The sequence below is a fragment of the uncultured Limimaricola sp. genome, from assembly GCF_964022235.1.
Lineage (GTDB): Bacteria > Pseudomonadota > Alphaproteobacteria > Rhodobacterales > Rhodobacteraceae > Limimaricola.
The window spans coordinates 264,228-288,945 of sequence record NZ_CAXHZL010000003.1 but is presented as its reverse complement, the minus strand read 5'-3'; the positions used below and the strand labels follow the sequence as shown (position 1 = coordinate 288,945).

The window sequence follows — 24,718 nt, the reverse complement described above, 5'->3', positions numbered from 1 at the left end:
GGGGCCGGGGGCAACGCCGGGGCGGCACGGCTTCGTTCTTATTTTGTGCCCCGCGCAGCTGTGCCGGGGCCGCGCGGGCGGCCCCGGCGAGCAATCATTGGCCCACGGCGCGTGTCTCAAAGCGCAGGCCCTTGGCGGTGCGGTTGGCAAAGCCTGCCCAATAGGTGTCGGTCTCGTGCGGCGTGCCATCCTCGGCCCGGTCCCAGACCGCCTTGGCGCTGTCGGGCACGAGGTCGAGATACTCGGCCTTGGCCGCGTCTCCCTTGAGGTGCAGATCGAGGAACGCGGTCACGAAGTGCTGGGTGATGTTGTTCATCCGCACCGTATCCCAAACGGGGTCGGCATAGTGATCGAACGGTGCGTTACCGAGAGCCTCCGAGACGGCCCAGCTTTCTTCGGGCGCGGGCATCGGGGCGGCGGCGTTGTGGTTGGCGTTGTCGAAGGTCAGTAGGTGCCGCTCGGTCTGTGTGGTTTCCATGAAGATCGAACGGATCGCTTCGTAGCCCGACACGTCGTCGACGCCGCCCGCGATCAGCATCAGGGGTTTTTCGACGGCCGAGAGACCTTCGGCGTTCCAGGCTTCGCGGTTGCGGCCCCAAGGGCCGATGGCGACGACAGCCTTGACCCGCTCATCGGGCAGTTCGGCCAAGGTCTCGCTCCCCATGGCGTTGATGTCCAAGAGTTGGTGCGGCGGCGCGTAGGGCAGGGCGCGGAAGTCCTCGGTCAGGCCAGCGCCGGAAAACAGCAGCGCGCCATAGCCCCCCATGGAGTAGCCGATGACCGCCGCCCTGTCGCCGTCGGTGACCGCGCCGATCCCGTCCTCCAATGCCGCCATCCGGTCGAGCACGAAGGCCTGGTCATGCGGCCGGTTCACCAGCGTCGAGGCGAAAGGGCCCATGTCGTCGTAGGTCGAATCCGGGTGGTCGATCGAGGCCACGACATAGCCCTTGGTGGCGATGTTCTCGGCCAGGTGGCTCATCAAGAAGCGGTTGCCGGGATAGCCGTGCGACACGATGACCAACGGGAACGCCCCTTCGGCCACGGGCACCGCATCGCGCGCGGCCCGGCCTTCGAGCTGCACCTCGGTCACGCCGTCGCGCAACAGCGCGGTATAGCTGCCACCCGGTGTTGTGCCCTCGGCTGCCGGGTACCAGACCTCGACGGTGATCTCGCGGTCGTAGTCCTCAACCCCGTCCTCGGTGGCGCGGGCCACGTCCGGCACGCCCTCGCGTGTGAAGGACATGGTCGTGACACCGATCAGATGTTCGCCCGGCGCGGCAAGCTCCGGCGCGTCAGGGCGGATGCGGTCGATGCGGTTTTCGGCCATTGCGGGGGCCGCGATCATTGTCGCTGCGGCGGCCAGCAGGAACTTGGTCATTCGTTATCCTCCGGGTTGCGGCGCGATGGGGCCACACTATGACGAAGGGGACAAGACGCGAGGGAGGAAACCATGCGCATTCTGTTCACTGGTGGCGCCGGCAAAGCCGGTCGTCACGCGATCCCGTACCTGTTGGAGCGCGGCCACCGCGTCACCAATCTCGATCTGGTGGCCTTCGATCATCCGGGCGTCGACAACCTGATCTGCGATCTCACCGATGCGGGGCAGGTGTTCAACGCGGCCCATGCCTACGCGGGCTTCGACGAGCTGGAGCCGGGCACCGGCGTGCCGTGCTATGACGCCATCGTGCATTTCGCCGCCGTGCCGCGCATCCTGCTCAAGCCCGACAACGAAACCTACCGCGTCAACGTGATGAGCACCTACAACGTACTGGATGCGGCGGCCAAGCTTGGCATCGAAAAGGTGATCTTCGCCTCGTCAGAGACGACCTACGGCGTGTGTTTCCACGACGGCGAGGTCAAGCCCGACTACCTGCCCGTCGACGAGGCGCACCCGACCGTGCCGCAGGACAGCTACGCCATGTCCAAGGTGGTGAACGAGGCGACGGCAAAGAGCTTTCAGGCGCGCACCGGCTTCGACATCTACGGCCTTCGGATCAACAACGTGATCGAACCGCATGAATACGCCGAGAACTTCCCGGCCTACTTGGAGAACCCGGACCTGCGCCGCCGCAACATCTTTGCTTATATCGACGCCCGCGACCTCGGTCAGATGGTCGATCGCTGCCTGAAGACAGACGGGTTGGGTTACGAGGTGTTCAACGTCTCGAACGACGATCTCTCTGTGGGGCTGAGCAACGAAGAGGTCCGCGCAAGGTTCTACGTGGGCGTCGAGGTTCGCCGCGAGATGGGCGAGCGCGAGACCTTCTATGCCAACGACAAGGCCAAGCGGCTGCTGGGCTTCGCGCCCCAGCATTCGTGGCGTGACGTGCTGGGGGGCTGAGGCCACCCCAGCGTCACCCATACAATCGCGAACTGGACGGGGGCGGCGGGGGCGGCGTAGGGGGATTGCATGACGCACGCAGACATCGCCCCCCCCGAGCCACCCTTCGAGGCCGTCACCCGCCGCCAGCACGGGCGTCGATTGCTGATGCTGGCCCTGCCGCTGATCGGCTCCAACCTCGCGCAGATGGCGATGAACGTTACCGACACCGTGATGCTCGGTTGGTACGACGTCACGGCGCTTGCGGCGGCGACGCTGGCGACCTCGCTCTATTTTCTGATCTTCATCGTCGGGTCGGGCTTTGCATGGGCGGTGATGCCGGTGGTGGCGACGGCGGCCGAGGCGGGCGACGCGGTCATGGTGCGGCGCGTCACCCGCATGGGGATCTGGGTCGGCATGATCTATGCCGCTGTCTTCGTCCCCCCGTTGATGTGGACCGAGGAGATTTTCCTCGCGCTGGGTCAGGAGCCGCGGGTCGCGGCGGCGGGCGAGGCGTATCTGCGCATCGCGGCTTGGGCGATGGTGCCGGGACTGGTGGCGATGGTGATGCGCTCCTTCCTCTCGGCGCTGGAGCATACGGGCGTCTTGCTGTGGAGCACGCTCGGCATGGCGGTCTGCAACACGCTCTTGAACTACGCACTGATCTTCGGGAACTGGGGCGCGCCGGAACTGGGCATCCAAGGGGCGGCCATTGCCTCACTGTCCATGGCGATCCTGCAGGCGGCGCTGCTCATGGTCTATGCGCTGCGTCGCCTGCCCGAATATGATCTCTTTCGCCGTATCTGGCGGCCCGATCTCGACGTGCTGGGCCGAGTGCTGCGACTTGGCGCGCCCATCGGCCTCACCAGCCTCGCCGAAGGCGGGCTGTTCGTGGCGACCGGTGTGATGATCGGCTGGATCGGGGCAGTGCCGTTGGCGGCGCATGGCATCGCGCTTCAGGTGACATCGGTGGCCTTCATGGTGCAGGTCGGTCTCAGCCAGGCCGCGACGGTGCGCGCGGGCCGGGCGCTGGGCCGCCGCGACGAGACGGCACTACGCCTGATCGGCCAGTCCGGCGTGTTGCTGTCGGTGGTATCCTCGGTCCTCGTGGGGCTGATGTTCATCTCCATGCCAGAGCCTTTCGTCTCGGCCTTCGTCGACCCGGATGACCCGGCGCGCGACGTGGTCGTCGCGACCGGCATCACGCTGTTGTCGCTCGCGGCGCTGTTTCAGGTGGTCGACGCGTTGCAGGTCATGGCGCTGGGCCTGTTGCGTGGGGTGCAGGACACCGGCGTGCCGATGGTGCTCGCCGCGATCAGCTATTGGGTGATCGGCCTTCCCGTGGGCTATGTTCTGGGCTTTCCGCTGGGTCTGGGTGCTGCGGGGGTCTGGCTCGGCCTCGTGGTCGGGCTGGGGCTGGCGGCCGTCATGCTGCTGTGGCGGTTCTGGTCGCGCTCGGTACGGATTGCCGCGGCCTAGGAACAACTTGGCGCGCTGAAAGGTTGGCGGGCCATGTTCGATTTCATCACAAGCTGGATCGCCGCAGGGGGCGCATTCGCCGTCGCGGCGCTCATGTTCCTCGAGAACGTCTTTCCCCCGATCCCCTCCGAGCTGGTGATGCCGCTTGCCGGCTATAACGCCGCAACAGGCGCGGCGAACCCGGTGCTGACCCTGATCGCGGGTCTGATCGGCTCGGTCGCAGGTGCGTGGATCTGGTATGAGATCGGCCGCAGGCTCGGGCGCGAGCGGCTCATGGAATGGGTGGATCGGTACGGGCGCTGGCTCACTTTGTCGCGAGACAACGTGGAGACGGCGCTGGGTTGGTTCGAGCGGCACGGTGCCGCGGCAATCTTCTTCGGGCGGATGATCCCCACCGTGCGGACCCTGATCTCGGTGCCCGCCGGGCTTCAGGGCATGGGGCTGATGAAGTTCCTCGCCTACACCACCGCCGGATCGCTGATCTGGGTCGGCGGGCTGTTCGGCGCGGGCTACCTGCTCGAATCGCAGTACGAGAAGGTCGAGAGCTGGCTCAACCCGGTGACCAATGGCGTCCTCGGGGTGATCGTGCTGCTCTATCTGTGGCGCGTCCTGCGCGGCAAGGGACGGCGAAACAAAGGCCAGCGCAAGAAAAGCTGAGCCTCACGCCTCCTTGCGCGCCGCCTCGACCCGGTCGGCCTTCTTGCGCACGAGGATCGTGCGCAGATCGTGCATGGCAAGCAGCAAGGGCTCCGTCACCGCCTCCAGATCCTCGGCGCTGGCTTGGGTCTGCACCCATTGCGCGGTGAGGTTCATGTGGTCGATGGCGCGGTGGATGTCGTCGATCTGCCGTGCGGCGAGGGTGGCCTGCCGTTGTGCCAGCCAAGCTTCGGCGGCGGTCTGATCCTCGGGCGCGAGCGGGCGGTTGCCCGGGCCGCGGATCTCGCCGTTGCGGGTGTTGATCACCGCGATCTGCTCGAGGTCGACCCGGCGGTGCCGGGTCTCGTCGCCGATGCGATACATGGTGCCGCCCGTCTCTTTCACACGGAAGTAATAGCCGGACAGGTCGAACATCGTCATTCCTCGCTCAGCGCAGCCCTTCGCAGAAGCGACGGATGCGGGTGCAGGCGTCGTCGAGCGCCGCGTCCGAAGTAGCGTAGCTGACGCGGAAATTCGGCGAAAGGCCGAAGGCCGCGCCGAACACGACCGCGACGCCCTCTTCCTCCAGCAGCGCCGTGGCGAAGGCCTCGTCATCACCGATCACCGTGCCGCCCGCGCTCGTCTTGCCGATGCAGCCGGAAATGTCGGGATAGACGTAGAACGCTCCATCGGGGACCGGGCAGGTGACGCCGGGGGCCGCATTCAGCCCGGCCACCACAAGGTCGCGTCGCCGCTCGAACACGGCGTTGTTCGAGGCGATGAAATCCTGCGGCCCCCCTAGCGCCTCGACGGCGGCCCATTGGCTCACCGACGAGGGGTTCGAGGTCGATTGCGACTGCACCTTGGCCATGGCGCGGATCAGAGGCTCGGGCCCGGCGGCATAGCCGATGCGCCAGCCGGTCATCGCATAGGCCTTGGAGACGCCATTGACGGTCAGCGTACGGTCCATGAGCCCCGGCTCGACCTGCGCTGGCGTGCAGAAGCGGAAATCTCCAAAGGTCAGGTGCTCGTACATGTCGTCGGTCATCACCCAGACATGGGGATGGCGCATCAGCACCTCGGTGAGCGCCTGCAACTCGTCCCACGCATACCCTGCACCGGTGGGGTTCGAGGGCGAGTTGAACAGGAACCACTTGGTCGCGGGCGTAATCGCCGCCTCGAGCTGCTCGGGCGTGATCTTGAAGCCGGTGTCGATGCCGCAGGCCACGGTGACCGGTGTGCCGCCCGCGAGCAGAACCATGTCGGGATAGCTCACCCAGTAGGGGGCAGGGATGATCACCTCGTCGCCGGGGTTCAGCGTTGCCATCAGCGCGTTGTAGAGCACCTGTTTGCCACCGGTGCCGACGCTTACCTGCGCGGGTGCATAGTCGAGATCATTGTCGCGCTTGAACTTGGCGCAGATCGCGCGCTTCAGTTCAGGGATGCCATCGACGGCGGTGTAGCGCGTGCGCCCCTCGGCGATGGCGCGACGCCCGGCCTCGGCGATGTTGGCGGGGGTGTCAAAATCGGGCTCGCCTGCCGAAAGGCCGATGATGTCGCGGCCTTCGGCCTTCAGCTCGGTTGCCTTGTTGGTCATGGCGATGGTGGGCGAGGGCTTCACCCGCGAAAGGGTGTCGGAGAGAAACGGCATGGCGGGCTCCGGGATGTCGCAAGGCGGGTGTGGCAGGTCGCCGCTGTTCTGGAAACGCGGCGTCGCACATGTCATATGGCGAGGGCAGGCCGCCATCAAGCGGCGCAAGCCGGGAAGGACGCGCGATGCAGGACGAGGGCTACTACAGCGAGACGGCCGCCACCTTCGGTGACAGGCTGGCCGGTGCGCGTGAGGGCGCGCAGCTCAGCCAAGAGGCGCTGGCGACGCGGATCGGGGTCGAGATCTCGACGCTTCAGGCGTGGGAGGACGACATGGACGAGCCGCGCGCCAACCGGCTGCAGATGCTCGCGGGCATGCTCAACGTGTCGCTGAGCTGGCTTCTGACCGGGCGTGGCGACGGGCCTGAAGCGCCCTCCGCCGAGACGCCGCCTGCGGCATTGTCGGAGATCCTCTCCGAGATGCGTGTGTTGCGCGCCGAGATGGTGCAGGCCGCCGAGCGCATGGCAACGCTGGAGAAGCGGCTCAAGCGCAGCGTGGAGGGGGCTTCGTGAGCGGGCTGCCGATCGAGGCCGCGGCCCCCGCGGACGAGCCGCGCGACACCCGCGAGCGGCGGCTACGAATGCGTTCGATGCGGCGCGGTATCAAGGAAATGGACCTGATCCTGCAGGACTTCGCCACGCGCCGCCTCGCGGCGATGAGCGATGCGGATCTCGTGCTCTATGACCGGCTGCTTTCCGAGAACGACCATGACCTCTACGCTTGGGTCGCCGGCACCCAGCCGGTGCCCGAGCGCTACGGTGCCCTTGTGGCGGAGATTGCCGAGGGCGCACGGGGCGTGACCCGGCCGCGCTAGAGTAAGTCTCAAAAAATTAACCGTTTCTTTGTCATTCTGCCGCATTCCTGCCTTTGAGCGGGCAGAACGGAGAATTGACGATGAGTGTGCATTCCTCTCTGGAACCGGCGCTGCGCGGTGCGCGGGACCTCGCCTTCATGACGAGCTATCTCGACAGCCTGACCCTTGTGGAACGGCTGCACCGGCTGTTGCTCGATGTGATCAAGGACGAATTCGAACGCGTCGGCGTTATCGAGATCAACGCCGTGCAGGCCTTGTTGCTGTTCAACGTTGGCGACAACGAGGTGACGGCAGGCGAGCTGAAATCGCGCGGCTATTATCAAGGCAGCAACGTCAGCTACAATCTCAAGAAGCTGGTCGAGGCCGGTTACATGCATCATCAGCGCTGCCAGATCGACCGCCGTTCGGTGCGCGTGCGGCTCACCGACAACGGGCGGCGAATCCGCGACATTGTCGACAAGCTGTTTGAAAATCACGCGTCAGGCATGTTGTCGCGCGGGGTGCTGGACCAGACCGGCATTGACGACATCACCATGTCGCTGCGCCGGATCGAACGCTACTGGACCGACCAGATCCGCTATATCTACTGACCCCGCCGCTCCTTTGGTCATGACGGCGGCGGGGCCGCGGGCCTTACCAGTGGCCGGTGTTTTCCATGCTGGACCAAGGCTCTTGCGCGGGGAGGGCATCGCCTGCCTGCAAAAGCTCGATCGAGATGTTGTCTGGCGAGCGCACGAAGGCCATGTGCCCGTCGCGGGGAGGGCGATTGATCGTCACGCCGTTGTCCTGAAGATGGCGGCAGGTCTCGTAGATGTCGTCCACCCGATAGGCAAGGTGACCGAAGTGACGGCTGTCGGACGGCAGTCCCTCGTCTCCATCCCAGTTCCAGGTCAACTCGATCGGGCACTCTTCCTGACCGGGAGCAGCCATGAAGACGAGGGTGAAGCGCCCACCCTCGCTCTCCTTGCGGCTGGTCTCCCTGAGGCCCAGCAGCTCGTAAAAGGCCATGCTCGCGTCGAGATCCTTCACTCGAACCATGGTGTGCAGGTATTTCAGTGCCATTTCGCGCGGCCTCCTCGTTGTGGTGCGGCCCGGAGCGTAGCACGCCATGCGCCCGCCGCCAGTGCCGCGCCTCAGAAGGCGGAGCGCAGGCTCAGATCCAGCGTCACGGCCTCTTCGTCGAACAGATCAACCTGCGACCAGACCCGCTCGGCGCTCAGCCCCACCTCGGGATAGAACCCATAGCGCCCGTGATCGGGCAGGCCGATCCGCGCGTTGAGCCGCAGCGAGCGGTCCTCGCGCCCACCGGCGGCGTAGCGCGAGGCATCGTAGTCACGCCATTCACCCTCGATGCCCAGCCCGAGCCGGGCCGGGCCAAAGCTCCGCCCGAAGCTGTAGTCCGCTCCAAATGAGACACTGTCGTGGCCGGTGTCGGGCCGGTCGCTGCGCAGGTCGCGCAACTGGGCCGTGAGGTCGAGCCGGTCGTTTCCGATCCGCTGCCGCAGCACCGCGCCGACCGACGGTGTCCACCAGCCTGCCACGATGTCGCGCCGCTCCACCCTTTCAAGCCCGAGCGACAGGTCGAGCCGGCGATCGGTATCGAGCGTGACACCCCTCGCCACCCCGAACCGCAGACTGTCCGAATAGGGATCACCCCCGTACCAGGCTCGGGCCAGATCGACTGAGAGGTCGATTGGCGGGACACCCGTGCCGCGCAGCAGCCTATGGTTCACCCCGAGGCTCAGCATTGACTGCGCGAAATCGCTGCCCCGCGCCTCCGGCGCCTGTGCTCGGGCGCTGTCGCTGAGCCGGTAGGTCCGGGTCGTAGCGCGCAGGTCGATCTGCACCGGGCCCGTGGCCAGAGGCGGCAGGGTATAGCCAAGCTGCACCGACCCGCTGACGGCGAGACCCGACAGAGCCCGCGCGTCGCCGGACAGCTCGAACTCAAAGGGCAGGCCGGGCAGCGTCAGGGTGCGCACCCGGCTTCCGCCATTGACGTTCGATGACGGGGCGACACCGAAGTCGAGCCTGAAGGACAATGGGTTGCGCGCCGCGACCATGCGGTAGTCGCGCGCTAGCCCGGCGGCGGCCTCAGGATCGGGGGCGTCGGGTTCGGCCCGGCGCAACCAGAACTGCGCGCGGGTGAACCGCCCCTCCTTGGCGAAGGCGAAGGCCGCGATACGGGCCATGCGAAACCGCGCCGGCCCCTCGACGCGGGCATGGGCGCGCCGGGCGAACCCTTGCGCCGCGGCCCAGTCGCCGCGCGCCACGGCCCCTTCGGCGGCCAGCGTCAGCGCCGTCGCGTCATCGGGATCATGCGCCAGCAGCGCGCGGGCCATGGTTTCGGCCTGCGCCACGTGGCCTTGTGCCATTTCGGAGACCGCGCGCGCGCGCAGCCCCGCCGCGTCGAGCACGGTTTGCGCCGCCACGGGCCAAGCGAGGCCGAGCGCCAGCAGCGCCGGTGCGAGTAAGACTTTGATACGCATCAGCGGCTGGAATCGCGATACAGGATGAAGCCGCCGGTTTCCTGCGCCGTCACACCCTCATGGCGCGGATCACTGGAGGTCATGACCAGCACGCCGACCACCTCGCCGCCGGTGTCGAGATCGCCGCCGATGATCCCGTAATAGGTGCCGTCCTCGTAATCCGTGACCTTGCCATCGACCGTGACGCGGCTGCTGACGGTGCCTAGGATTTCACCGTCGTCGGTCACCGAGCCGGGGGCGAGGGTGAACCGGGCCACAGGCAGGTCGAGCACGGCGGTGCCTTCGGCATCCTCGCGCCGGGAGCCGCTGCGGTTGACCGTGATCTCGGTGCCATCGCGCGTATAGGCGCGGCGGTCATAGAGCACGCCGTCGACACCATCCGAGCTGTTGAAATCAGTGAAATCGACCGCGATGCTCATCTTGGCCTCGGTCAGTTCCTGACCGCCTTGCCCGTCAAAGACGCGCAGGCCCGCGTAATCGCCCACGAAGACCGCCTGACCGTCGCGCCGGGTCGGCATCTCCACGCCGCCGTTGCGCTCGTAGAGAAAGCCGCCAAAGCCGTAGCCCGTGAAATCGCCACTGCGCACGATGGCAAAGCGCGACACCGGCAGGCGCTTGCCGTCGACGGTGGTGCGGTTGGAGCTCACGCCATAGATCGCGCGGTAGTCGAGCTGCTGGACGTCCTTGCCGTTGACCTTGTCCGTGACGGTCTGGTCGCTCCTGAACACCGCATAACCGGCGAGCGTGTCGGGGCTGTCGTTGCGCTGGTAGGGGCCGACGCCGTCGAAGGCGAGGTTGTCGACGGTGAAGCTCTGGGCCGCGGCGTTGTAGGAGACCGACCGCACAAAGCCGCCGCCTGTGTCGCCCTCGGGCTCGAACCGCATGATGGAGGTGTCGGGCGTGGGGTTGGTGGTGCCGGGCGGCACCTCGATGTCGCCGTCAAACCCTTCGCCGTCGGTGGGCGTCTCGCTTTCTTCGGTCGGGGTGTCGATCTCCGCCTCTTCGTCGAACACGAAGGGCTGGCCATCGCCGCAGCCGGCCAAAAGCGCCAGCAGCGCGGCGGTGGAAACAAGACGGATCATCAGGCGGCCCTCGGGTCTGCGGTTGGCCCCGACTGTCCGGGCGGGGAGGGCGGGTGTCAACGCGCGCCGCCCCGTGTGCCCGACCACGGTCCGGGGTTGTTTCCCTCCTGCCACGCGGCGGCTATGGATGGGGCAGACCCGGATTCAGGAGACTCCCCCCATGCCGCTGACGCCCGAGCAGGACGCCGAGATCGCCGATCTGCGCGCCACCCCCCGCACCACCCTTCGCGCCGTCTCCGAAGGGGCCGAGGCGCATCTCTACAAGGCGATGCCGGTGCTCGATCACGGCTTCGTGCGGATGATCGACTACATGGGCGACGACGCCGCGATCTGCCAGGCGGCGCGGGTGAGCTACGGGCGCGGCACCAAGTCGGTGCAGAACGACGAAGGCCTGATCCGCTACCTGATGCGGCACTGGCACTCGACGCCGTTCGAGATGTGCGAGCTGAAGCTGCACGTGAAGCTGCCCGTCTTCGTCGCGCGCCAGTGGATCCGCCACCGCACCGCCAACGTCAACGAATACTCCGCCCGCTACTCGATCCTCGATCGGGAGTTCTACATTCCCCGCGCCGAAGACCTCGCCGCCCAATCGGCGCAGAACAACCAGGGCCGGGGCGAGGTGCTGGGGCCGGAGGAATCGGCCCGCGTGCTCGACTGGCTGCGCGAGGACGCGCACCGCGCCTATGACCACTACGAGGCGATGATCTCGGACGACGGCCAACAGGGCCTCGCCCGCGAGCTGGCCCGGATGAACCTGCCCGCCAACATCTACACGCAGTGGTACTGGAAGGTGGATCTGCACAACCTGTTCCACTTCCTGCGCCTGCGTGCCGACCCCCACGCGCAATACGAGATCCGGGTCTATGCGGACGCGATCTGCGAGATGGTCAAGGACTGGGTCCCCGCCGCCTACCGCGCCTTCGAGGAGTATCGCCTTGGGGGGGTGACTCTTTCAGCTTCAGGTGTGGAGTGCCTGCGTCGGATGCTCGCTGGGGAGGAAGTGACTCAGGAGACGTCCGGGATGAGTGCGCGGGAATGGCGGGAGTTTATGGGGGTAGTGAAGTGAAAAACGATCAGGCTTATCTATGGCTAACGTATGCTTGGAAAGACAACGAAGATGACGATGTAAATTTTGTCATTCAAGAGTTAAAGAAGGCTGGTCTCTATGTTGAATATGATCGAACGCGTTTAGTATCGGGGCAACGACTTTGGGCGCAGATTGACGAAGCGCTCAAGAATCCGGACCTAGACGCGTGGGCCATCTACGTATCCGAGAACAGTCTCCGTAGCGAGCCATGCCAAGAAGAGCTCGCCTATGCTCTTAACCGAACTTTACGCTCCAAGGGAAGTAAATTTCCAATCATTGGGATTTTCCCTCATCATATTTCCGAAGATTTGATTCCATCTGCTATATCAACTAGGAAATACGTTGCCCTGAATTCAAATGACTGGGTTGAAGATGTTGTTTCAGGCGTGAAGCAGACCCCCCTTTCCGCCAAAGAAAAAGACGTTAACCCGTTTGGTTACAAGTTCCACTCTCACAATGGGAAGCAGGTGCTCGAAGTTTGGCCAAGGACTGGAACATGGTCATTAGGCTTCGCAGGTGTGTTGCCTGAGGAAAAGGATCTGCTTGGGATGGTAATGCAAGGCTCGCGCAGCATTATTACGGGAACTGGCATGGTGCACACAGTGGATATTGAAGTTAATGGCTTGCATGCTACGGGCGTCATTGCAGATATCTCTAGTGCAAAGCCAATGCATATATTCTTGAGCGGAATCCCCCAGGAGATTCACTTCGGTGGGACAGATGGAAGCCGCCAATACCATTATACGCTTGAGCGAGCCAATCCTCGGCAGTAGTTTAAACCTTCCTCAAATTCCCCGCCATCTCCCTGCCATCCCGGCCCTCGATCAACTCGAACTCCACCGGTTCGTCATCGGCCAGCCCGGTAAGCCCCGATCGCTCCACCGCCGAGATGTGGACGAAGATGTCCTTGCCGCCATCCTCCGGCGCGATGAACCCATAACCCTTGGTGGTGTTGAACCATTTCACGGTGCCCTTCGGCATGGCACGCTCTCCCGTATCCTGATCACACGCCGCACGTCTTGCGGTTGCCAAGGACACTAGGGCGCGCCACTGAAAGGCAAATCACAACTGGAGGCAAAAATGCGGGTTCTGGGGCTGAAGAACTGTGACAAGACGCGCGCCGCAATGAAGGCGCTGAAAGAGCAGGGGCACGACCCCGTTCTGGTCGATATCCGGGCCGAACCGCTGGGCGTCGAGGAGCGCGCGGCGATCCTCGCGGCCTTTGGCGACCGCGCGATCAACCGGTCCTCGACCACGTGGCGCGGGCTTTCGGAGGACGAAAAAGCCCGGCCAGTGGCCGGGCTTCTGGAGGATCACCCGGCGCTGTTGAAGCGCCCGGTGATCGAAGAGGGCGGGGCATACCGCCAAGGCCTCTAGCCTCAGGCGTCGCGGCGCAGGTCCGGGGGCGTCGCCTCGTCCTTGAGGCTCGCCAGCACCTCGTCGAGCGGCAGCACCTCGGATCGGTTCTCGCCCAGACGGCGCAGGCTGACGGTGCGCTCCTCGACCTCGCGGCCGCCGATGGCGAGGATCACCGGCACCTTGCCGACAGAGTGCTCGCGCACCTTGTAGTTGATCTTCTCGTTGCGGATGTCGGCCTCGGCGCGGATGCCCGCCTTTTTCAACGCGGCAACCACCTCGTGCACGTAGTCGTCGGCATCCGAGACGATCGAGGCCACGACGACCTGACGGGGGGCCAGCCACAGCGGCAGGCGACCGGCGTGGTTCTCGATCAGGATGCCGAGGAAGCGCTCGAACGAGCCGAGGATCGCGCGGTGCAGCATCACAGGCCGCGCCTTGTCGCCCTTTTCGTTGACGAACTCAGCATCCAGCCGGTCGGGCAGGTTGAAGTCGGCCTGGAAGGTGCCGCACTGCCACTCGCGCCCGATCGCGTCGGTGAGCTTGAAGTCGAGCTTGGGGCCGTAGAACGCGCCTTCGCCCGGATCGACGGTGTAGTCGGCCCCGGCCTTCTGGATCGCCTTTTCCAGAGCGGTCTCGGCCTTGTCCCAGATCTCGTCCGAACCCACCCGGGTCTCGGGCCGGGTCGAGAGCTTGATGTCAAAGCTCTCGAAGCCGAGGTCTTCGTAGACCGAGGCCAGAAGCCCGATGAAATCCGCGCATTCCTCTTCGAGCTGATCCTCGGTGCAGAAGATATGCGCATCGTCCTGCACGAAGCCGCGCACCCGCATCAGCCCGTGCATGGAGCCCGAGGATTCGTAGCGGTGGCAGGAGCCGAACTCCGCGAGCCGCAGCGGCAGGTCGCGGTAGGATTTAAGGCCCTGGTTATACACCTGCACGTGGCAGGGGCAGTTCATGGGCTTGAGCGCGTTGGTGCGCTTTTCCTTGGCACCTTCCTCGTCCACCTCGACGATGAACATGTTCTCGCGATACGCCTCCCAGTGGCCAGACCGCTCCCACAGCACCCGGTCGACGACCTGCGGGGTGCGGATCTCGCGGTAGCCGGCGGCGTTCTGGCGGCGGCGCATGTAATCCTCGAGCGCGCGGTAGACGGTCCAGCCGTTCGGGTGCCAGAACACCATGCCCGGCGCTTCTTCCTGCAGGTGATACAGGTCCATCTCGCGGCCGAGCTTGCGGTGGTCGCGCTTGGCGGCCTCCTCCAGCATGGTCAGATGCGCCTTGAGCTCGTCGCGGTTGCGGAAACCGACGCCCGAGATGCGCTGCAGCTGCGGGCGCGACACGTCGCCGAACCAATAGGCGCCCGAGACGCCCGTCAGCTTGAAGGCGTCGGCGGGCAGCTGGCCCATGTGCTGCAGATGCGGGCCGCGGCAGAGATCCTGCCACTCGCCATGCCAATACATGCGAATGGGCGCGTCCTCGGGGATGCGGTCGAGAAGCTCGATCTTGAAGGGCTCGTTGCGCTCCTGGTAGTAGGCACGCGCCTGCGCCCGGTCCCAGATCTCGGTGCGGATCGGCTCGGACTTGGCGATGATTTCCTTCATCTTCTTTTCGATCGCGCCGAGGTCTTCGGGGGTGAAGGGCTCGGAGCGGTCGAAGTCGTAGAACCAACCGTTCTCGGTCACCGGGCCGATGGTGACCTTCACGTCTGGCCAGATCTCCTGCACAGCGCGGGCCATGACATGCGCGAAGGCGTGGCGGATCAGTTCGAGCGAAGGCTCGGCATCCTTGGTGGAGTGGATCGCGATCTGGCTGTTGTGCTGGATGGGCCAGCTCAGATCCCAGTGGTCGCCATTCACATTCGCGGAAATGGCCTTCTTGGCGAGGCTGGGCGAGATCGACTGCGCCACCTCGGCGGCGGTCACGCCGGCTGGATAGTCACGGCTGTTGCCATCGGGAAAGGTGAGGGAGATCTGGGCCATGTCGGCCTCCTCGTCGGTTTGGCGCCCACGGAACGCCCGGTTGCGGGTTATATGCGTGAGGGGCTTGATGATCGGGCAGGGCGGGCGTGTCAAGCGCGGGGCTTGCCATCGAGGCTGCGGGCTTCGATGCTGCGCGCCGATCAGGAACGGAGACGACCATGCCCGAGTTCACCAGCCCACAGGGCCGCCGCATCGCCTATGACCAGCTGCCGGGCGAAGGGCCGGGGATCGTGTTTCTGGGCGGCTTTCGCTCCGACAAGGAGGGAACAAAGGCGGTGTTTCTGGAGGAGTGGGCCAAGAAGCAAGGCCGCGCTTTCTTGCGCTTCGATTATTCCGGACATGGCAGCAGCGGCGGCGTGTTCGAGGAGGGGGCGATCGGTGATTGGGCCGAGGATGCGGCGGCGGCGCTGTCGCTGACGCAAGGCCCACAGGTCCTTGTCGGCTCATCGATGGGCGGTTGGATATCCTTGCTGCTGGCGCGCGCGGTGCCCGAAAAGGTGGCGGGCCTCGTCACCATCGCCGCCGCGCCGGATTTCACCGAGGACGGGTTCTGGGCCGGGATGACCAGGGACATGCGGACGCGCTTCGAGATCGAGGGCTATCTCGACCATCCGTCCGAGTATGGTGATCCGCTGCGGATCACCCGGCGGCTGATCGAGGAGGGGCGCGGCAACCTCGTGCTGCGCAGCCCGCTGGCACTACCCTTTCCGGTGCGCTTCTTGCAGGGCACGGCGGATGAGGACGTCTCGGTCGCCACGGCGCTGCGACTTCTGGAGCATGCCGAGGGGCCGGACATGCGGCTGACCTTGGTGGATGGAGCGGATCACCGATTTTCGACGCCCGATTGCCTCGACCTGATCGCGGCGAGCGTGGCCGAGGTCTCGGCCCGCGTCTAGCGCCGGGCGCGGCGGGCGATGGGGCGGGCGACCCCGTCAAAGCCCAGCGCGCCAAAGATCACCCCGGCCCATCCCCAGACCGCCCCGATGGTCAAAAGGCCCACGAACAGCAGCACGCCAAGCGTGCCGAGAAAAGCATTGGTGAAGTTCGGGGCGGGCTGGCGCATGGCGGCCTCCTTGACCCAGTGTCACCTAGGGCGCGGTGCGAGCCGTTTCCAGCGCGGGCGGTAACGCCTGCGCGAAGACGTCGAGATCGGCCTCGCGCCCGGCGGTGACGCGGATGCATCGGTTGAGCGGAGCGACACCGGGCATCCGCACGAAAACGCCCCGCTCCGCCAAAGCGGTCACCACCCGTTTTGCAAAGGCCCCGTCGGACCCGCAATCGATCGCGACGAAGTTGGTGGCCGAGGGCAGGGCCACGAGGCCGTTGTCATGCGCAATGGCGGCGATGCGGGCGCGGGCGCGGGTAACTTGCGTCACCACATGGGCAAGGTGGTCCGCATCCAAAAGTGCCGCCAGCGCCCCGGCCTGTGCCATGCGGTTCAGGCCGAAATGATTGCGCACCCGGTCGAACGCCGCGATCAGCGGCTTGGGGCCGATGGCATAGCCGACGCGTGCGCCTGCCAACCCATGCGCCTTGGAAAAGGTGCGCAGCCGGATCACCCGACCGTCGGCGGGGTCGATCCGGGGCAGATCCGCCTCGGGCGCGAACTCCACATAGGCTTCGTCGAGCACGAGCAGCGCGCCGTCGGGCAGGGCCTCGACCATCGCCTGGATCGTGGCGGCGTCGTGCACCCCGCCCATCGGGTTGTCGGGGTTGGCGATGTAGACGAGCTTTGCGCCCGACCATGCAGCGCGCTCCACCAGCGCCATCGCGTCGACGCGGTCGCCATCATAGGGCACATGCTCGATGCGGCCGCCAAAGCCCGTGACGTGGAAGTCGAACGTCGGATAGCCGCCCTCGGAGGTCACGACCCAGTCGCCGGAACCGACGGTGAGCCGCACAAGCAGGCCCAGAAGCCCGTCGATGCCTTCGCCGACACGGATGTGGCCCGGATCGACACCATGATGCGCCGCGATGGCATGACGCAGCTCCTGCGCCTCCGGATCGCCGTACATCCACGCATCCTGCGCCGCCCTTTGCATCGCATCAACCGCGCGAGGCGAAGGGCCGAACACGCTTTCGTTCGCGCCGAGCCGCGCCGTGAAGGCATGGCCCATACGGCGTTCCTGCGTTTCCGGCCCGACGAAGGGCACGGTATCGGGAAGCGAGGCAGAGAGCGGGGTAAGGCGCGGATCGGTCATCGGGCGAGGATGCCGCGCCGCCGTGACCGGGACAAGCGACAAAAGCTTGCGCCAGTCGAATGAGAAGGCTAGCGTGCCTAGGTCAACCTGAGGATGAATATGGTTCGATATCTGCGCCATGGCGTCCGTGTGGTTCGGACTGCGTTTTCGACCTCCGTGGTCGAGGAACGTTCGGGGTTCGATTACATCTGGGCAATTCTGCTGCTGACCGGCTTTGGTGTCGTGGTGACCCTTGCCTACAAGTTGATGTTCCCAAGCTAGAGGCACCCCGGTCCGAACGGGCCCCGGCGACCCCGCCCGCGCCCCTTTCGAGGTCGCAGGCGGGACGCGATCTCACATGATTTCGGCCAGACGATCGAGCGCCGCAGCAAGCTGGGCCTTTTCGGCCTCGCGTGCAGCGAGGTTCTGCTGGGTCTCCTCGACCACCTCCTCGGGTGCGCTCTGCGCGAACTTGGGGTTGTTCAGCCGCCCCCTGAGACCGCCAAGCTCCTTCTCCAGCTTGCCCAGCACCTTTTCGAGCCGCGCCTTCTCGGCCGAGACGTCGATGATGTCCGCCAGCGGCAGCGCCAGCGTCGCGCCGGGCAGCGGCACGGTGATGGCCCCCTTTGGCGCGGCCTCGGCCTCAACCATCGTGTCGATCCGCGCCAGTCGCGAGATCATCGCGGCGTTGCGATCCCACGCGGTGCGCACGGCCTCGTCGGCCCCGACAAGCACCACAGGCACCTGAAGCCCGGCGGGCACGTTCATCTGCGCGCGCGCCGAGCGCACGCCCTCGACCATCGCGATGGCGAGCGACATTTCCGCCTCGGCCTCGGGATCGGCCAGTGCGGCGCTGGTGTATTCGGGCCATTCGGCATGAACGAGCATGGTGTCGCGCTGCGCCGTCGTGCCCCACAGCTCTTCGGTGATGAAGGGCATGATCGGGTGCAGCAGGATCATGCACTGATCGAGCACCCAAGCCATGACCGCCTGCGTTTCGGCCTTCGCGGCATCGTCCTCGCCCTGCAGGAGCGGCTTGGAGAATTCCACGTACCAGTCGCAGACCTTGCCCCAGACGAAGGCATAGAGCCCGTTGGCGGCATCGTTGAAGCGATAGGCGGTGAGCGCCGCGTCGGTTTCTTCGCGGATCTTCGCGGTCTCCGAAACGATCCAGCGGTTGACCGTCGCGGTGGCCTTGGGCGGAATCGACAGCGAGGCGTGCCGCTCAGGCGCCAACGCGCCGTTCATCTCGGCAAAGCGGCAGGCGTTCCACAGCTTGGTCGAGAAGTTGCGATAGCCCGCGATCCGCTGGGTCGAGAGCTTCAGGTCGCGCCCCATCGCCGCCATGGCGGTGAGGGTGAAGCGCACGGCATCCGCCCCGTACTCGTCGATCAGATCGAGCGGGTCCATGACGTTGCCAAGCGACTTCGACATCTTCTTGCCCTTCTCGTCGCGCACGAGAGCATGGACATAGACGGTGTCGAACGGCTTCTGGCCGACCACGGCGTATTGCATCATCATCATCCGGGCGACCCAGAAGAAGATGATGTCAAAGCCGGTGACCAGCGTGTTGGTCGGGAAGTACTTCTCCAGCTCAGGCGTTTGCTCGGGCCAGCCCAGCGTGCCGATCGGCCAGAGGCCCGACGAGAACCACGTGTCGAGCACGTCGGGGTCGCGCCAGACCGGGATCGCGGTCGGAGCTTGGGCTGAGCGGATCGCGCCTTCGTCGGTGGTGTTGCCGATCGCGGCCTCGAACAGCGCCAGCGCCTCCTGACGGTCCTCGACAAAGCGGATCTCGTCATGGCCGTAATAGGCGGCCATCTTCTCCAGCGCCTCGTCACGGCTGGCGGCGCAGAACGGGGTCCAGTCGGCCTCGAGATCGACATGGCCATCGGTGAGCGTCGGTCCGTACCACACCGGGATCTGGTGGCCCCACCAGAGCTGGCGCGAGATGCACCAAGGCTCGATGTTCTCGAGCCAGTGGAAATAGACCTTGGCGTCGCGCTCGGGCAGGATCTTGGTCTCGCCAGACCGCACCGCGTCGAGCGCGGGGCCGACGATCTTGGAGGTGTCGACGAACCACTGGTCGGTCAGCATCGGCTCGATCACCACCTTGGAGCGGTCGCCGAAGGGCTGCATGATTGGTTTGTGCTCGACGAGCGGCACAAGGCGCGTCTCGGGCGCGCTGCCGCCTTCCTCGGCGGCCTCGCGCTTGGCGGCCTTGGGTCCGAGGCGTGGGTCGTATTCGGGCACCATCACGGCCAGGCCCTGCTCGGTGATGTCGGCGATCACCGCCTCGCGCGCCTCGAACCGATCAAGCCCGCGATACTCGTCCGGCACAAGGTTGAGCGCATCGGCCTCCATGACCGTGATCTCGGCGCCACGCGCCACTTCCTGCGCCCGGGCTGCGGCCTCGGCATATGGGGCACCGTCGGCGCGCATCGCGCCCTTGGTATCCATTAGCCGGTACATCGGGATGCCGCCGCGCTTGGCAACCTCGTAGTCGTTGAAGTCGTGCGCGCCAGTGATCTTCACAGCACCCGAGCCGAAGTCCATCTCGGGGTATTCGTCGGTGATGATCGGGATCAGGCGGCGGTGCTCCTTGGGGCCGACCGGAATCTCGCACAGCTTGCCGACGATCGGGGCATAGCGCGCGTCATCGGGGTGAACGGCGACCGCACCGTCGCCGAGCATGGTCTCGGGACGCGTGGTAGCGATGGCGATGTAGTCGCGCTCTTCCTCGAACAGGACGTTGCCGTCCTCGTCGCGCTCGACGTAGGTGTAGGTCTCGCCACCGGCCAGCGGGTACTTGAAGTGCCACATGTTGCCGGGCTGCTCGATGTTCTCGACCTCGAGGTCAGAGATCGCGGTCTCGAAATGCGGATCCCAGTTCACCAGCCGCTTGCCACGGTAGATCAGCCCCTTGTCGTACATGTCGACAAAGACCTTGATCACGGCGTCGTGGAAGTTGCCCTGCTCGCCCTCGGGCGCGCCGGGGGCGCCGGACATGGTAAAGGCGTTGCGCTCCCAATCGCAGGACGCGCCAAGGCGCTTCAACTGATCGACGATGGTGCCGCCCGACTGAGCCTTCCATTCCCAGACCTTGCCCAGAAACTTCTCGCGGCCCATTTCGCGGCGGCTCTCGTTACCGGCCTTGGCCATCTCGCGTTCCACGACCATTTGCGTGGCGATGCCGGCGTGGTCCTGCCCGGGCTGCCACAGCGTGTCAAAGCCGCGCATCCGATGCCAGCGCGCGAGGATGTCCTGCAGCGTGTTGTTGAAGGCGTGGCCCATGTGCAGCGAACCGGTGACGTTGGGCGGCGGGATCATCATCGAGAAGGTCTCGGAGCGGCGCGCGCCCGCACCGGCGCGGAACGCGCCCGCCTGCTCCCATGCCGCATAGAGCCGGGCTTCGGCCTCGGCCGCGTCGAACGTCTTTTCCATCGCCATGTCCCGGGCTCCTCGGTGAGATCGGCCTCGTCTCTAGCGCGGAGGGCAGGGGAGGAAAAGGGATCAGCCCCGGTCGATCCGGGTCGAGAGGTGGATAAGTGCCTCGGTGGCCTTCACCCCGTCGAGCGCGCCGATCCGATCGAGCGCGGCATCCAGCGCCTCGGTGGTGGTCGCGCGCAACCGGCAGGCAAGGTCGAAGCGCCCCGAGGTGGTGTGCACCGTCTCGATCTCGGGCAGCCGCTTGAGCCCTGCCAGAACGGAGGCCTGTCGAGCGGGCAGCATCTGCACCAGTACAGTGGCGCAAATCCCTCCGCGCGCACGCGACGACAGCCGCAGCGTGTAGCCTGCGATCATGCCTGATCGCTCCAGCCGGTCGAGCCGGGCTTGCACGGTGGAGCGCGCGAGGCCAAGCCGCTGCGCCAAATGCGCGACGGGGGCGCGGGCGTTTTCGCTCAGAAGCGCGATCAGCCGGGCATCTGTCGGATCAGGTTCGGTCATATCGTCGATCCTGCCGCCGATATGTCGGCAAGTCGAGGCATATCGCGCGCATCGCCGCTAGGGTCCGGCAGAGCAGGGGCGCAGCATGGGAGCAAGGAGGCCCATATGCTGCAAACCCCGATCCTCGTTCCCGAAACCGCCGACGGGCGTGCCGCCGACACGCCACAGGACTGGCTCGCCCGGCATGGCAGCGACGCGCCGGTGCTTCTAAGCTGCCCCGCCGCGCTCTCGGCGCGGCACACGCGTTTTCGCCGCGAGTTTCCGGGTGAGGTGACCTATGCGGTGAAGGCCAACCCCGACGCGGAGGTGATCGCGCAGTTGGCGGCCGAGGGGATGCGGGCCTTCGATGTGGCCTCGCCTGCCGAGATGGCGCTGGTGCGTGGATTGGTCCCGGAGGCGGTGCTGCACTACCACAACCCGGTGCGCTCGCGCGGCGAGATCCGCGCCGGAATCGCAGCGGGGGTGGCGTCGTGGTCGGTCGATGATCTGGCCGAACTCGACAAGCTGGTCGCCGAAGGGGTGGGCCCCGAGGCCGAGATCGCCGTGCGGCTGAAGCTGCCGGTGGCGGGGGCGGCCTACGACTTCGGTTCGAAGTTCGGCGCGACGCCGGATCTGGCCGAGGCGCTGTTGCGACGCGCGGCGGCCTTGGGCTTTCGCGTCTCGATGACTTTCCATGTCGGCACCCAATGCGTCGATCCCGTCGCTTGGACCGTATACATCACCGCTTGCGCCGATCTGGCCCGCGCCGCCGGGGTGCGTCTGGCGCGGCTCAATGTCGGCGGTGGCTTTCCTTCGGGGCGGACCGGATTGGAGCCCACGCTGGCGCCGATTTTCGAAGCGATCGCCCGCGCGCATCGTGCCTTCGATGGCGCACCGGCGCTGGTCTGCGAGCCGGGCCGCGCGCTGGTCGCCGATTCCATGGCCTATGCGGTGCGGATCAAGGCCCGGCGCGGGGCGGCGCTCTACCTGAGCGACGGCATCTATGGCGGATTGTCGGAATGCCCGTCGATCGGCGTGCCGCGGGTCGATCTGGTGACGCATGAGGCGCGCGATGGCGCCGGACTCGCACCCTTTACCCTGTTCGGCCCGACCTGCGACAGCCTCGATCGACTGCCGGGCGAGACGCTCCTGCCGGGCTGCGCACAAGAGGGCGACTGGCTGCTGTTCCGCTCGGCCGGGGCCTATCTCGTCGGGGTAACCACCTGTTTCAACGGATATGGCACATATGAGAGGGGACGTGTTTCGCGGCTCTGGACAGAGCCCTCCCGACCCCTAGGGTAAAGGGTAACGGCGGAAGGAACACGATGCGGCGGGCAGGCACGGCACAGGCGCGCAGGAGAGGCCCCGATGGGCATCCGTGACTGGCTGCTCGGGCTTGCCGGTCGTCGCCCGAGGCAAGCCGAGGGGCAGCCCCGCGCCCGTGGTGCCGCCACACATGTCATCATTCTCGATGGCACCATGTCGACGCTCAAGAGCGGCTTCGAGACCAATGCCGGGCTGACCTACAAGCTTTTGCGCGAGAGCGGGCGGCACGCCAACCTGACCGTGCATTACGAGGCGGGGATCCAGTGGGGCAGCTGGGCCGAGACGCTCGATGTGATGATGGGTCGCGGCATCAACCGATTGATCCAGCGCGCCTACGGCGTGCTTGCCTCGCGCTTTCGCCCCGGCGACACCATCATCCTCGTGGGCTATTCGCGCGGGGCCTATGCGGTGCGCTCGCTCGCGGGCGTGATCAGCCGGGTCGGGTTGTTGCGCGCCGAGGAGGCGACCGAACGCAATGTGCGCGATGCCTATCGCCACTACCGCCACCGCGGGCCCGAGCCGAGCGAGGCCGCGCGCGCCTTCGCCCGGCTGCATTGCCACGACCACGTGGAGATCGAGGCCGTGGCCGTGTGGGACACGGTGGCCTCGCTGGGGCTGCGCCTGCCGGTGGCGTGGCGCTATTCCCAACCCAACCACATGTTCCACGACCATCGGCTCGGCAGTCATGTGCTGCACGGGTTCCACGCGCTGGCGCTCGATGAGACCCGCCGCGCCTACGAGCCGGTGCTATGGGTGACGCCGGAGGGGTTCTCGGGCCATCTGGAGCAGGTCTGGTTTCGCGGCACGCATGGCGACATCGGCGGCCAGCTGGGCGGCACGCTCGAAAGTCGCCCGCTCGCCAACATCCCACTGGTCTGGATGCTTGAGCGGCTGGAGGCCTGCGGCCTGACCCTGCCCGAAGACTGGCGCAAACGCTTTCCCTGCGATGCGCAGGCGCCTTCGGTCAGTACATGGCGCGGCTGGAACAAGGTGTTCCTGTCGCGACGGCGGCGCATCGTCGGGCGCGACCCGTCAGAGCGGCTGCACGAAACCGTGGCGGGCGGGCACCCGGCTCATGCCCGGCTCCCGGTGGCGGGAGAGGATCACCCTTCGGTCGGAAGCTGGGGCGCCGCCGAGTAGTCCGAGCCCGTGAAATGCGCCGCGATCCGGTCGAGCCGCGCGCCGCGCGTCGCGTCATCCTCGATCAGCAATTCGTGCCGTCCGCCTGCGATCATTTCGAAGGCCGATCCGGGCCAGCGTGCCATCCTGTTGCGGATGCGCGCCGAATCGACCACCCATTCCTCGTCGCCCAGCAACGTCAGGCAGGGCAAGTCGGGCGATGGCAGCCGCGAAAGCGCCCGCGTTTCGTGCAACGCCTCGTGCAGCCAGTGCAGCGAGGGGGCGGCAAGACCAAGCTCGGGATGGGCCTCGACCTGACGGCGCACCCACTCGAAGCTTTCGGCATCGCGGGTCAGCATGTTCGCCTCGGCGGCCTCCGCCGCATCCTCGAGCGTGGCCGAGCGTCCCGGCGAGGGCAGGTGCGACAGCCCGACGAGGCGCGAGGCGCTGCTCAGCCCCCAGGCCGCGACCCGCAAGGTGGGACGCATCAACACCCCCCACATCGGAGCGGTGAAACAGGCCGTGGCGAAGGGCACGCCGCGTGTGAGCGCGCGCAGCCCGATGCAGCCGCCCATCGAATGCGCCAGCATATGATAGGGCCGGGGCAGGCCCAGCGCCTCGACATGCGAAATCAGCGCGTCGAGATCGTCCTGGTATTCGGCAAAGCTCTCGACATGGCCACGCGTCGCGTCGTCATGCGCACGGTCCGACAGCCCCTGTCCGCGCCAGTCGAGCGTCGCGCAACCAAAGCCGCGCGCAGCGAGGTCACGAGCGATGCGGCCATATTTCTCTGCATATTCGGTGCGCCCGGTCAGGATCAGCACCGTGCCCTGCTTCGTCTCAGGGCCATGCCAATGCACGGCCCTGAGACGCACCCCATCCGTGGCGGCGATCCAATGCGCCGCCGCCGGGCCGTCGGCCACATCCGCGAAATACGGGGCGGCCGGTCGGCCCGCGCCGTCAGCCAAGGACCGCCGCCAGTTTCATCGCGAGGCCCATGTCGCCATCGACCGCGAGCTTGCCCTGCATGAAGGCCGCCGTGGCGTCGAGATCGCCCTCGAGAATCGACTGGAAGGTCTCGGCATCGGCGGTAAGGGTCACCTCGGCAGGCTCGTCGCCCGCGCGCGCGCCGGTTTCATCGATCATGATCGCGCCTTCGTCCGAGATCACGAACTTGGCCGGCCCGCCGTCGAGACCTTGCCCATCCATCTTGGCGTTGAGCGCCGTCACGGCCTGGCTCACCAATTCACTCATAGCGTCGTCCTTCGCGTTCGCG

27 protein-coding genes are annotated in these 24,718 nt (G+C 66.3%); 13 read left to right on the top strand and 14 right to left on the bottom strand.

Annotated elements, in window-relative coordinates; genetic code table 11:
• Window positions 1–94: 94 nt before the first annotated feature.
• Window positions 95–1,378: a dienelactone hydrolase gene (locus AADJ02_RS06045; RefSeq protein WP_341212095.1), complete on the bottom strand. Its 1,284-nt coding sequence runs from the start codon at window positions 1,376–1,378 to the stop codon at window positions 95–97.
• Between the two features lie 72 nt (window positions 1,379–1,450).
• Between AADJ02_RS06045 and AADJ02_RS06040 the strand changes: the two genes are divergently transcribed.
• The 3 genes from AADJ02_RS06040 to AADJ02_RS06030 all read left to right on the top strand — a co-directional run bounded on the left by AADJ02_RS06040 (window position 1,451) and on the right by AADJ02_RS06030 (window position 4,456).
• Complete coding sequence (locus AADJ02_RS06040) at window positions 1,451–2,341, top strand: NAD(P)-dependent oxidoreductase (RefSeq protein WP_341212094.1); 891 nt, start codon at window positions 1,451–1,453, stop codon at window positions 2,339–2,341.
• 69 nt (window positions 2,342–2,410) lie between these two features.
• A complete protein-coding gene (locus AADJ02_RS06035) occupies window positions 2,411–3,799 on the top strand; it encodes an MATE family efflux transporter (RefSeq protein WP_341212093.1) in 1,389 nt (462 codons plus the stop codon).
• Between the two features lie 33 nt (window positions 3,800–3,832).
• A complete protein-coding gene (locus AADJ02_RS06030; protein WP_341212092.1) occupies window positions 3,833–4,456 on the top strand; it encodes a DedA family protein in 624 nt (207 codons plus the stop codon).
• A gap of 3 nt (window positions 4,457–4,459) precedes the next feature.
• Here the strand turns inward: AADJ02_RS06030 and AADJ02_RS06025 are convergent, their stop codons facing one another.
• Together AADJ02_RS06025 and AADJ02_RS06020 are read right to left on the bottom strand one after the other, a co-directional pair.
• Complete coding sequence (locus AADJ02_RS06025; RefSeq protein WP_341212091.1) at window positions 4,460–4,870, bottom strand: hypothetical protein; 411 nt, start codon at window positions 4,868–4,870, stop codon at window positions 4,460–4,462.
• A gap of 13 nt (window positions 4,871–4,883) precedes the next feature.
• Window positions 4,884–6,086, bottom strand: coding sequence for a pyridoxal phosphate-dependent aminotransferase (locus AADJ02_RS06020; protein WP_341212090.1), 1,203 nt, complete (start codon window positions 6,084–6,086; stop codon window positions 4,884–4,886).
• A 125-nt stretch (window positions 6,087–6,211) separates the two neighbouring features.
• Here AADJ02_RS06020 and AADJ02_RS06015 point away from each other — a divergent pair, with 125 nt between their 5' ends.
• From AADJ02_RS06015 to AADJ02_RS06005, 3 genes are all read left to right on the top strand, one after another.
• Entirely contained in the window at window positions 6,212–6,598 is a 387-nt protein-coding gene (locus tag AADJ02_RS06015; protein WP_341212089.1) for a helix-turn-helix domain-containing protein, read from the top strand.
• Window positions 6,595–6,900, top strand: a complete 306-nt coding sequence (locus tag AADJ02_RS06010) for a succinate dehydrogenase assembly factor 2 (RefSeq protein ID WP_341212088.1) — start codon at window positions 6,595–6,597, stop codon at window positions 6,898–6,900. Before AADJ02_RS06015 ends, AADJ02_RS06010 begins: the two co-directional genes overlap by 4 nt.
• A gap of 80 nt (window positions 6,901–6,980) precedes the next feature.
• Window positions 6,981–7,490, top strand: a complete 510-nt coding sequence (locus AADJ02_RS06005) for a winged helix DNA-binding protein (protein WP_341212087.1) — start codon at window positions 6,981–6,983, stop codon at window positions 7,488–7,490.
• A 43-nt stretch (window positions 7,491–7,533) separates the two neighbouring features.
• Here the strand turns inward: AADJ02_RS06005 and AADJ02_RS06000 are convergent, their stop codons facing one another.
• The 3 genes from AADJ02_RS06000 to AADJ02_RS05990 form a co-directional block, all read right to left on the bottom strand.
• Window positions 7,534–7,962 (bottom strand): VOC family protein, encoded by a 429-nt coding sequence (locus AADJ02_RS06000; protein WP_341212086.1) that lies wholly within the window; start codon window positions 7,960–7,962, stop codon window positions 7,534–7,536.
• Window positions 7,963–8,033: 71 nt separating this feature from the next.
• A complete protein-coding gene (locus AADJ02_RS05995; protein ID WP_341212085.1) occupies window positions 8,034–9,386 on the bottom strand; it encodes a hypothetical protein in 1,353 nt (450 codons plus the stop codon).
• Window positions 9,386–10,468 carry a hypothetical protein gene (locus AADJ02_RS05990; protein WP_341212084.1) on the bottom strand — a complete coding sequence of 361 codons (1,083 nt, stop codon included), beginning with the start codon at window positions 10,466–10,468 and terminating at the stop codon, window positions 9,386–9,388. Before AADJ02_RS05990 ends, AADJ02_RS05995 begins: the two co-directional genes overlap by 1 nt.
• Before the next feature lie 160 nt (window positions 10,469–10,628).
• Here AADJ02_RS05990 and thyX point away from each other — a divergent pair, with 160 nt between their 5' ends.
• Window positions 10,629–11,534, top strand: a complete 906-nt coding sequence (thyX, locus tag AADJ02_RS05985; protein ID WP_341212083.1) for an FAD-dependent thymidylate synthase — start codon at window positions 10,629–10,631, stop codon at window positions 11,532–11,534.
• Entirely contained in the window at window positions 11,504–12,328 is an 825-nt protein-coding gene (locus tag AADJ02_RS05980; RefSeq protein ID WP_341212082.1) for a toll/interleukin-1 receptor domain-containing protein, read from the top strand. Before thyX ends, AADJ02_RS05980 begins: the two co-directional genes overlap by 31 nt.
• Before the next feature lies 1 nt (window position 12,329).
• Here AADJ02_RS05980 and AADJ02_RS05975 read toward each other — a convergent pair whose 3' ends face one another.
• Window positions 12,330–12,536 carry a cold-shock protein gene (locus AADJ02_RS05975; RefSeq protein WP_021692131.1) on the bottom strand — a complete coding sequence of 69 codons (207 nt, stop codon included), beginning with the start codon at window positions 12,534–12,536 and terminating at the stop codon, window positions 12,330–12,332.
• Between the two features lie 99 nt (window positions 12,537–12,635).
• Between AADJ02_RS05975 and AADJ02_RS05970 the strand changes: the two genes are divergently transcribed.
• Window positions 12,636–12,932: an ArsC/Spx/MgsR family protein gene (locus AADJ02_RS05970; protein WP_341212081.1), complete on the top strand. Its 297-nt coding sequence runs from the start codon at window positions 12,636–12,638 to the stop codon at window positions 12,930–12,932.
• A gap of 2 nt (window positions 12,933–12,934) precedes the next feature.
• On the opposite strand, the gene thrS is transcribed toward AADJ02_RS05970, so the two are convergent.
• Window positions 12,935–14,890 (bottom strand): threonine--tRNA ligase, encoded by a 1,956-nt coding sequence (gene thrS, locus AADJ02_RS05965; protein ID WP_341212080.1) that lies wholly within the window; start codon window positions 14,888–14,890, stop codon window positions 12,935–12,937.
• Between the two features lie 158 nt (window positions 14,891–15,048).
• Here thrS and AADJ02_RS05960 point away from each other — a divergent pair, with 158 nt between their 5' ends.
• On the top strand, window positions 15,049–15,786 hold the full coding sequence (locus AADJ02_RS05960) for an alpha/beta hydrolase (protein WP_341212079.1): 738 nt from the start codon (window positions 15,049–15,051) through the stop codon (window positions 15,784–15,786).
• On the opposite strand, the gene AADJ02_RS05955 is transcribed toward AADJ02_RS05960, so the two are convergent.
• Both AADJ02_RS05955 and AADJ02_RS05950 read right to left on the bottom strand, forming a co-directional pair.
• Entirely contained in the window at window positions 15,783–15,953 is a 171-nt protein-coding gene (locus AADJ02_RS05955; protein ID WP_341212078.1) for a hypothetical protein, read from the bottom strand. The two genes, AADJ02_RS05960 and AADJ02_RS05955, sit on opposite strands and share 4 nt — an antisense overlap.
• Window positions 15,954–15,978: 25 nt before the next feature.
• Entirely contained in the window at window positions 15,979–17,091 is a 1,113-nt protein-coding gene (locus AADJ02_RS05950) for a pyridoxal phosphate-dependent aminotransferase (protein WP_341212077.1), read from the bottom strand.
• A gap of 93 nt (window positions 17,092–17,184) precedes the next feature.
• Between AADJ02_RS05950 and AADJ02_RS05945 the strand changes: the two genes are divergently transcribed.
• The gene (locus AADJ02_RS05945) at window positions 17,185–17,352 is read left to right on the top strand and encodes a hypothetical protein (RefSeq protein WP_341212076.1); all 168 of its coding nucleotides are present in this window, start codon (window positions 17,185–17,187) and stop codon (window positions 17,350–17,352) included.
• Between the two features lie 72 nt (window positions 17,353–17,424).
• On the opposite strand, the gene AADJ02_RS05940 is transcribed toward AADJ02_RS05945, so the two are convergent.
• The gene (locus tag AADJ02_RS05940) at window positions 17,425–20,520 is read right to left on the bottom strand and encodes a valine--tRNA ligase (protein ID WP_341212075.1); all 3,096 of its coding nucleotides are present in this window, start codon (window positions 20,518–20,520) and stop codon (window positions 17,425–17,427) included.
• 63 nt (window positions 20,521–20,583) lie between these two features.
• Complete coding sequence (locus AADJ02_RS05935; RefSeq protein ID WP_341212074.1) at window positions 20,584–21,018, bottom strand: Lrp/AsnC family transcriptional regulator; 435 nt, start codon at window positions 21,016–21,018, stop codon at window positions 20,584–20,586.
• Between the two features lie 105 nt (window positions 21,019–21,123).
• Between AADJ02_RS05935 and AADJ02_RS05930 the strand changes: the two genes are divergently transcribed.
• Both AADJ02_RS05930 and AADJ02_RS05925 read left to right on the top strand, forming a co-directional pair.
• A complete protein-coding gene (locus AADJ02_RS05930) occupies window positions 21,124–22,299 on the top strand; it encodes an alanine racemase (RefSeq protein WP_341212073.1) in 1,176 nt (391 codons plus the stop codon).
• 66 nt (window positions 22,300–22,365) lie between these two features.
• A complete protein-coding gene (locus tag AADJ02_RS05925; protein WP_341212072.1) occupies window positions 22,366–23,463 on the top strand; it encodes a DUF2235 domain-containing protein in 1,098 nt (365 codons plus the stop codon).
• Here AADJ02_RS05925 and AADJ02_RS05920 read toward each other — a convergent pair.
• Complete coding sequence (locus AADJ02_RS05920) at window positions 23,427–24,410, bottom strand: alpha/beta hydrolase (RefSeq protein WP_341212071.1); 984 nt, start codon at window positions 24,408–24,410, stop codon at window positions 23,427–23,429. The genes AADJ02_RS05925 and AADJ02_RS05920 overlap by 37 nt on opposite strands.
• Entirely contained in the window at window positions 24,403–24,696 is a 294-nt protein-coding gene (locus AADJ02_RS05915; RefSeq protein ID WP_341212070.1) for an SCP2 sterol-binding domain-containing protein, read from the bottom strand. The genes AADJ02_RS05920 and AADJ02_RS05915 overlap by 8 nt, the downstream gene beginning before the upstream one ends.
• Window positions 24,697–24,718: the final 22 nt, after the last annotated feature.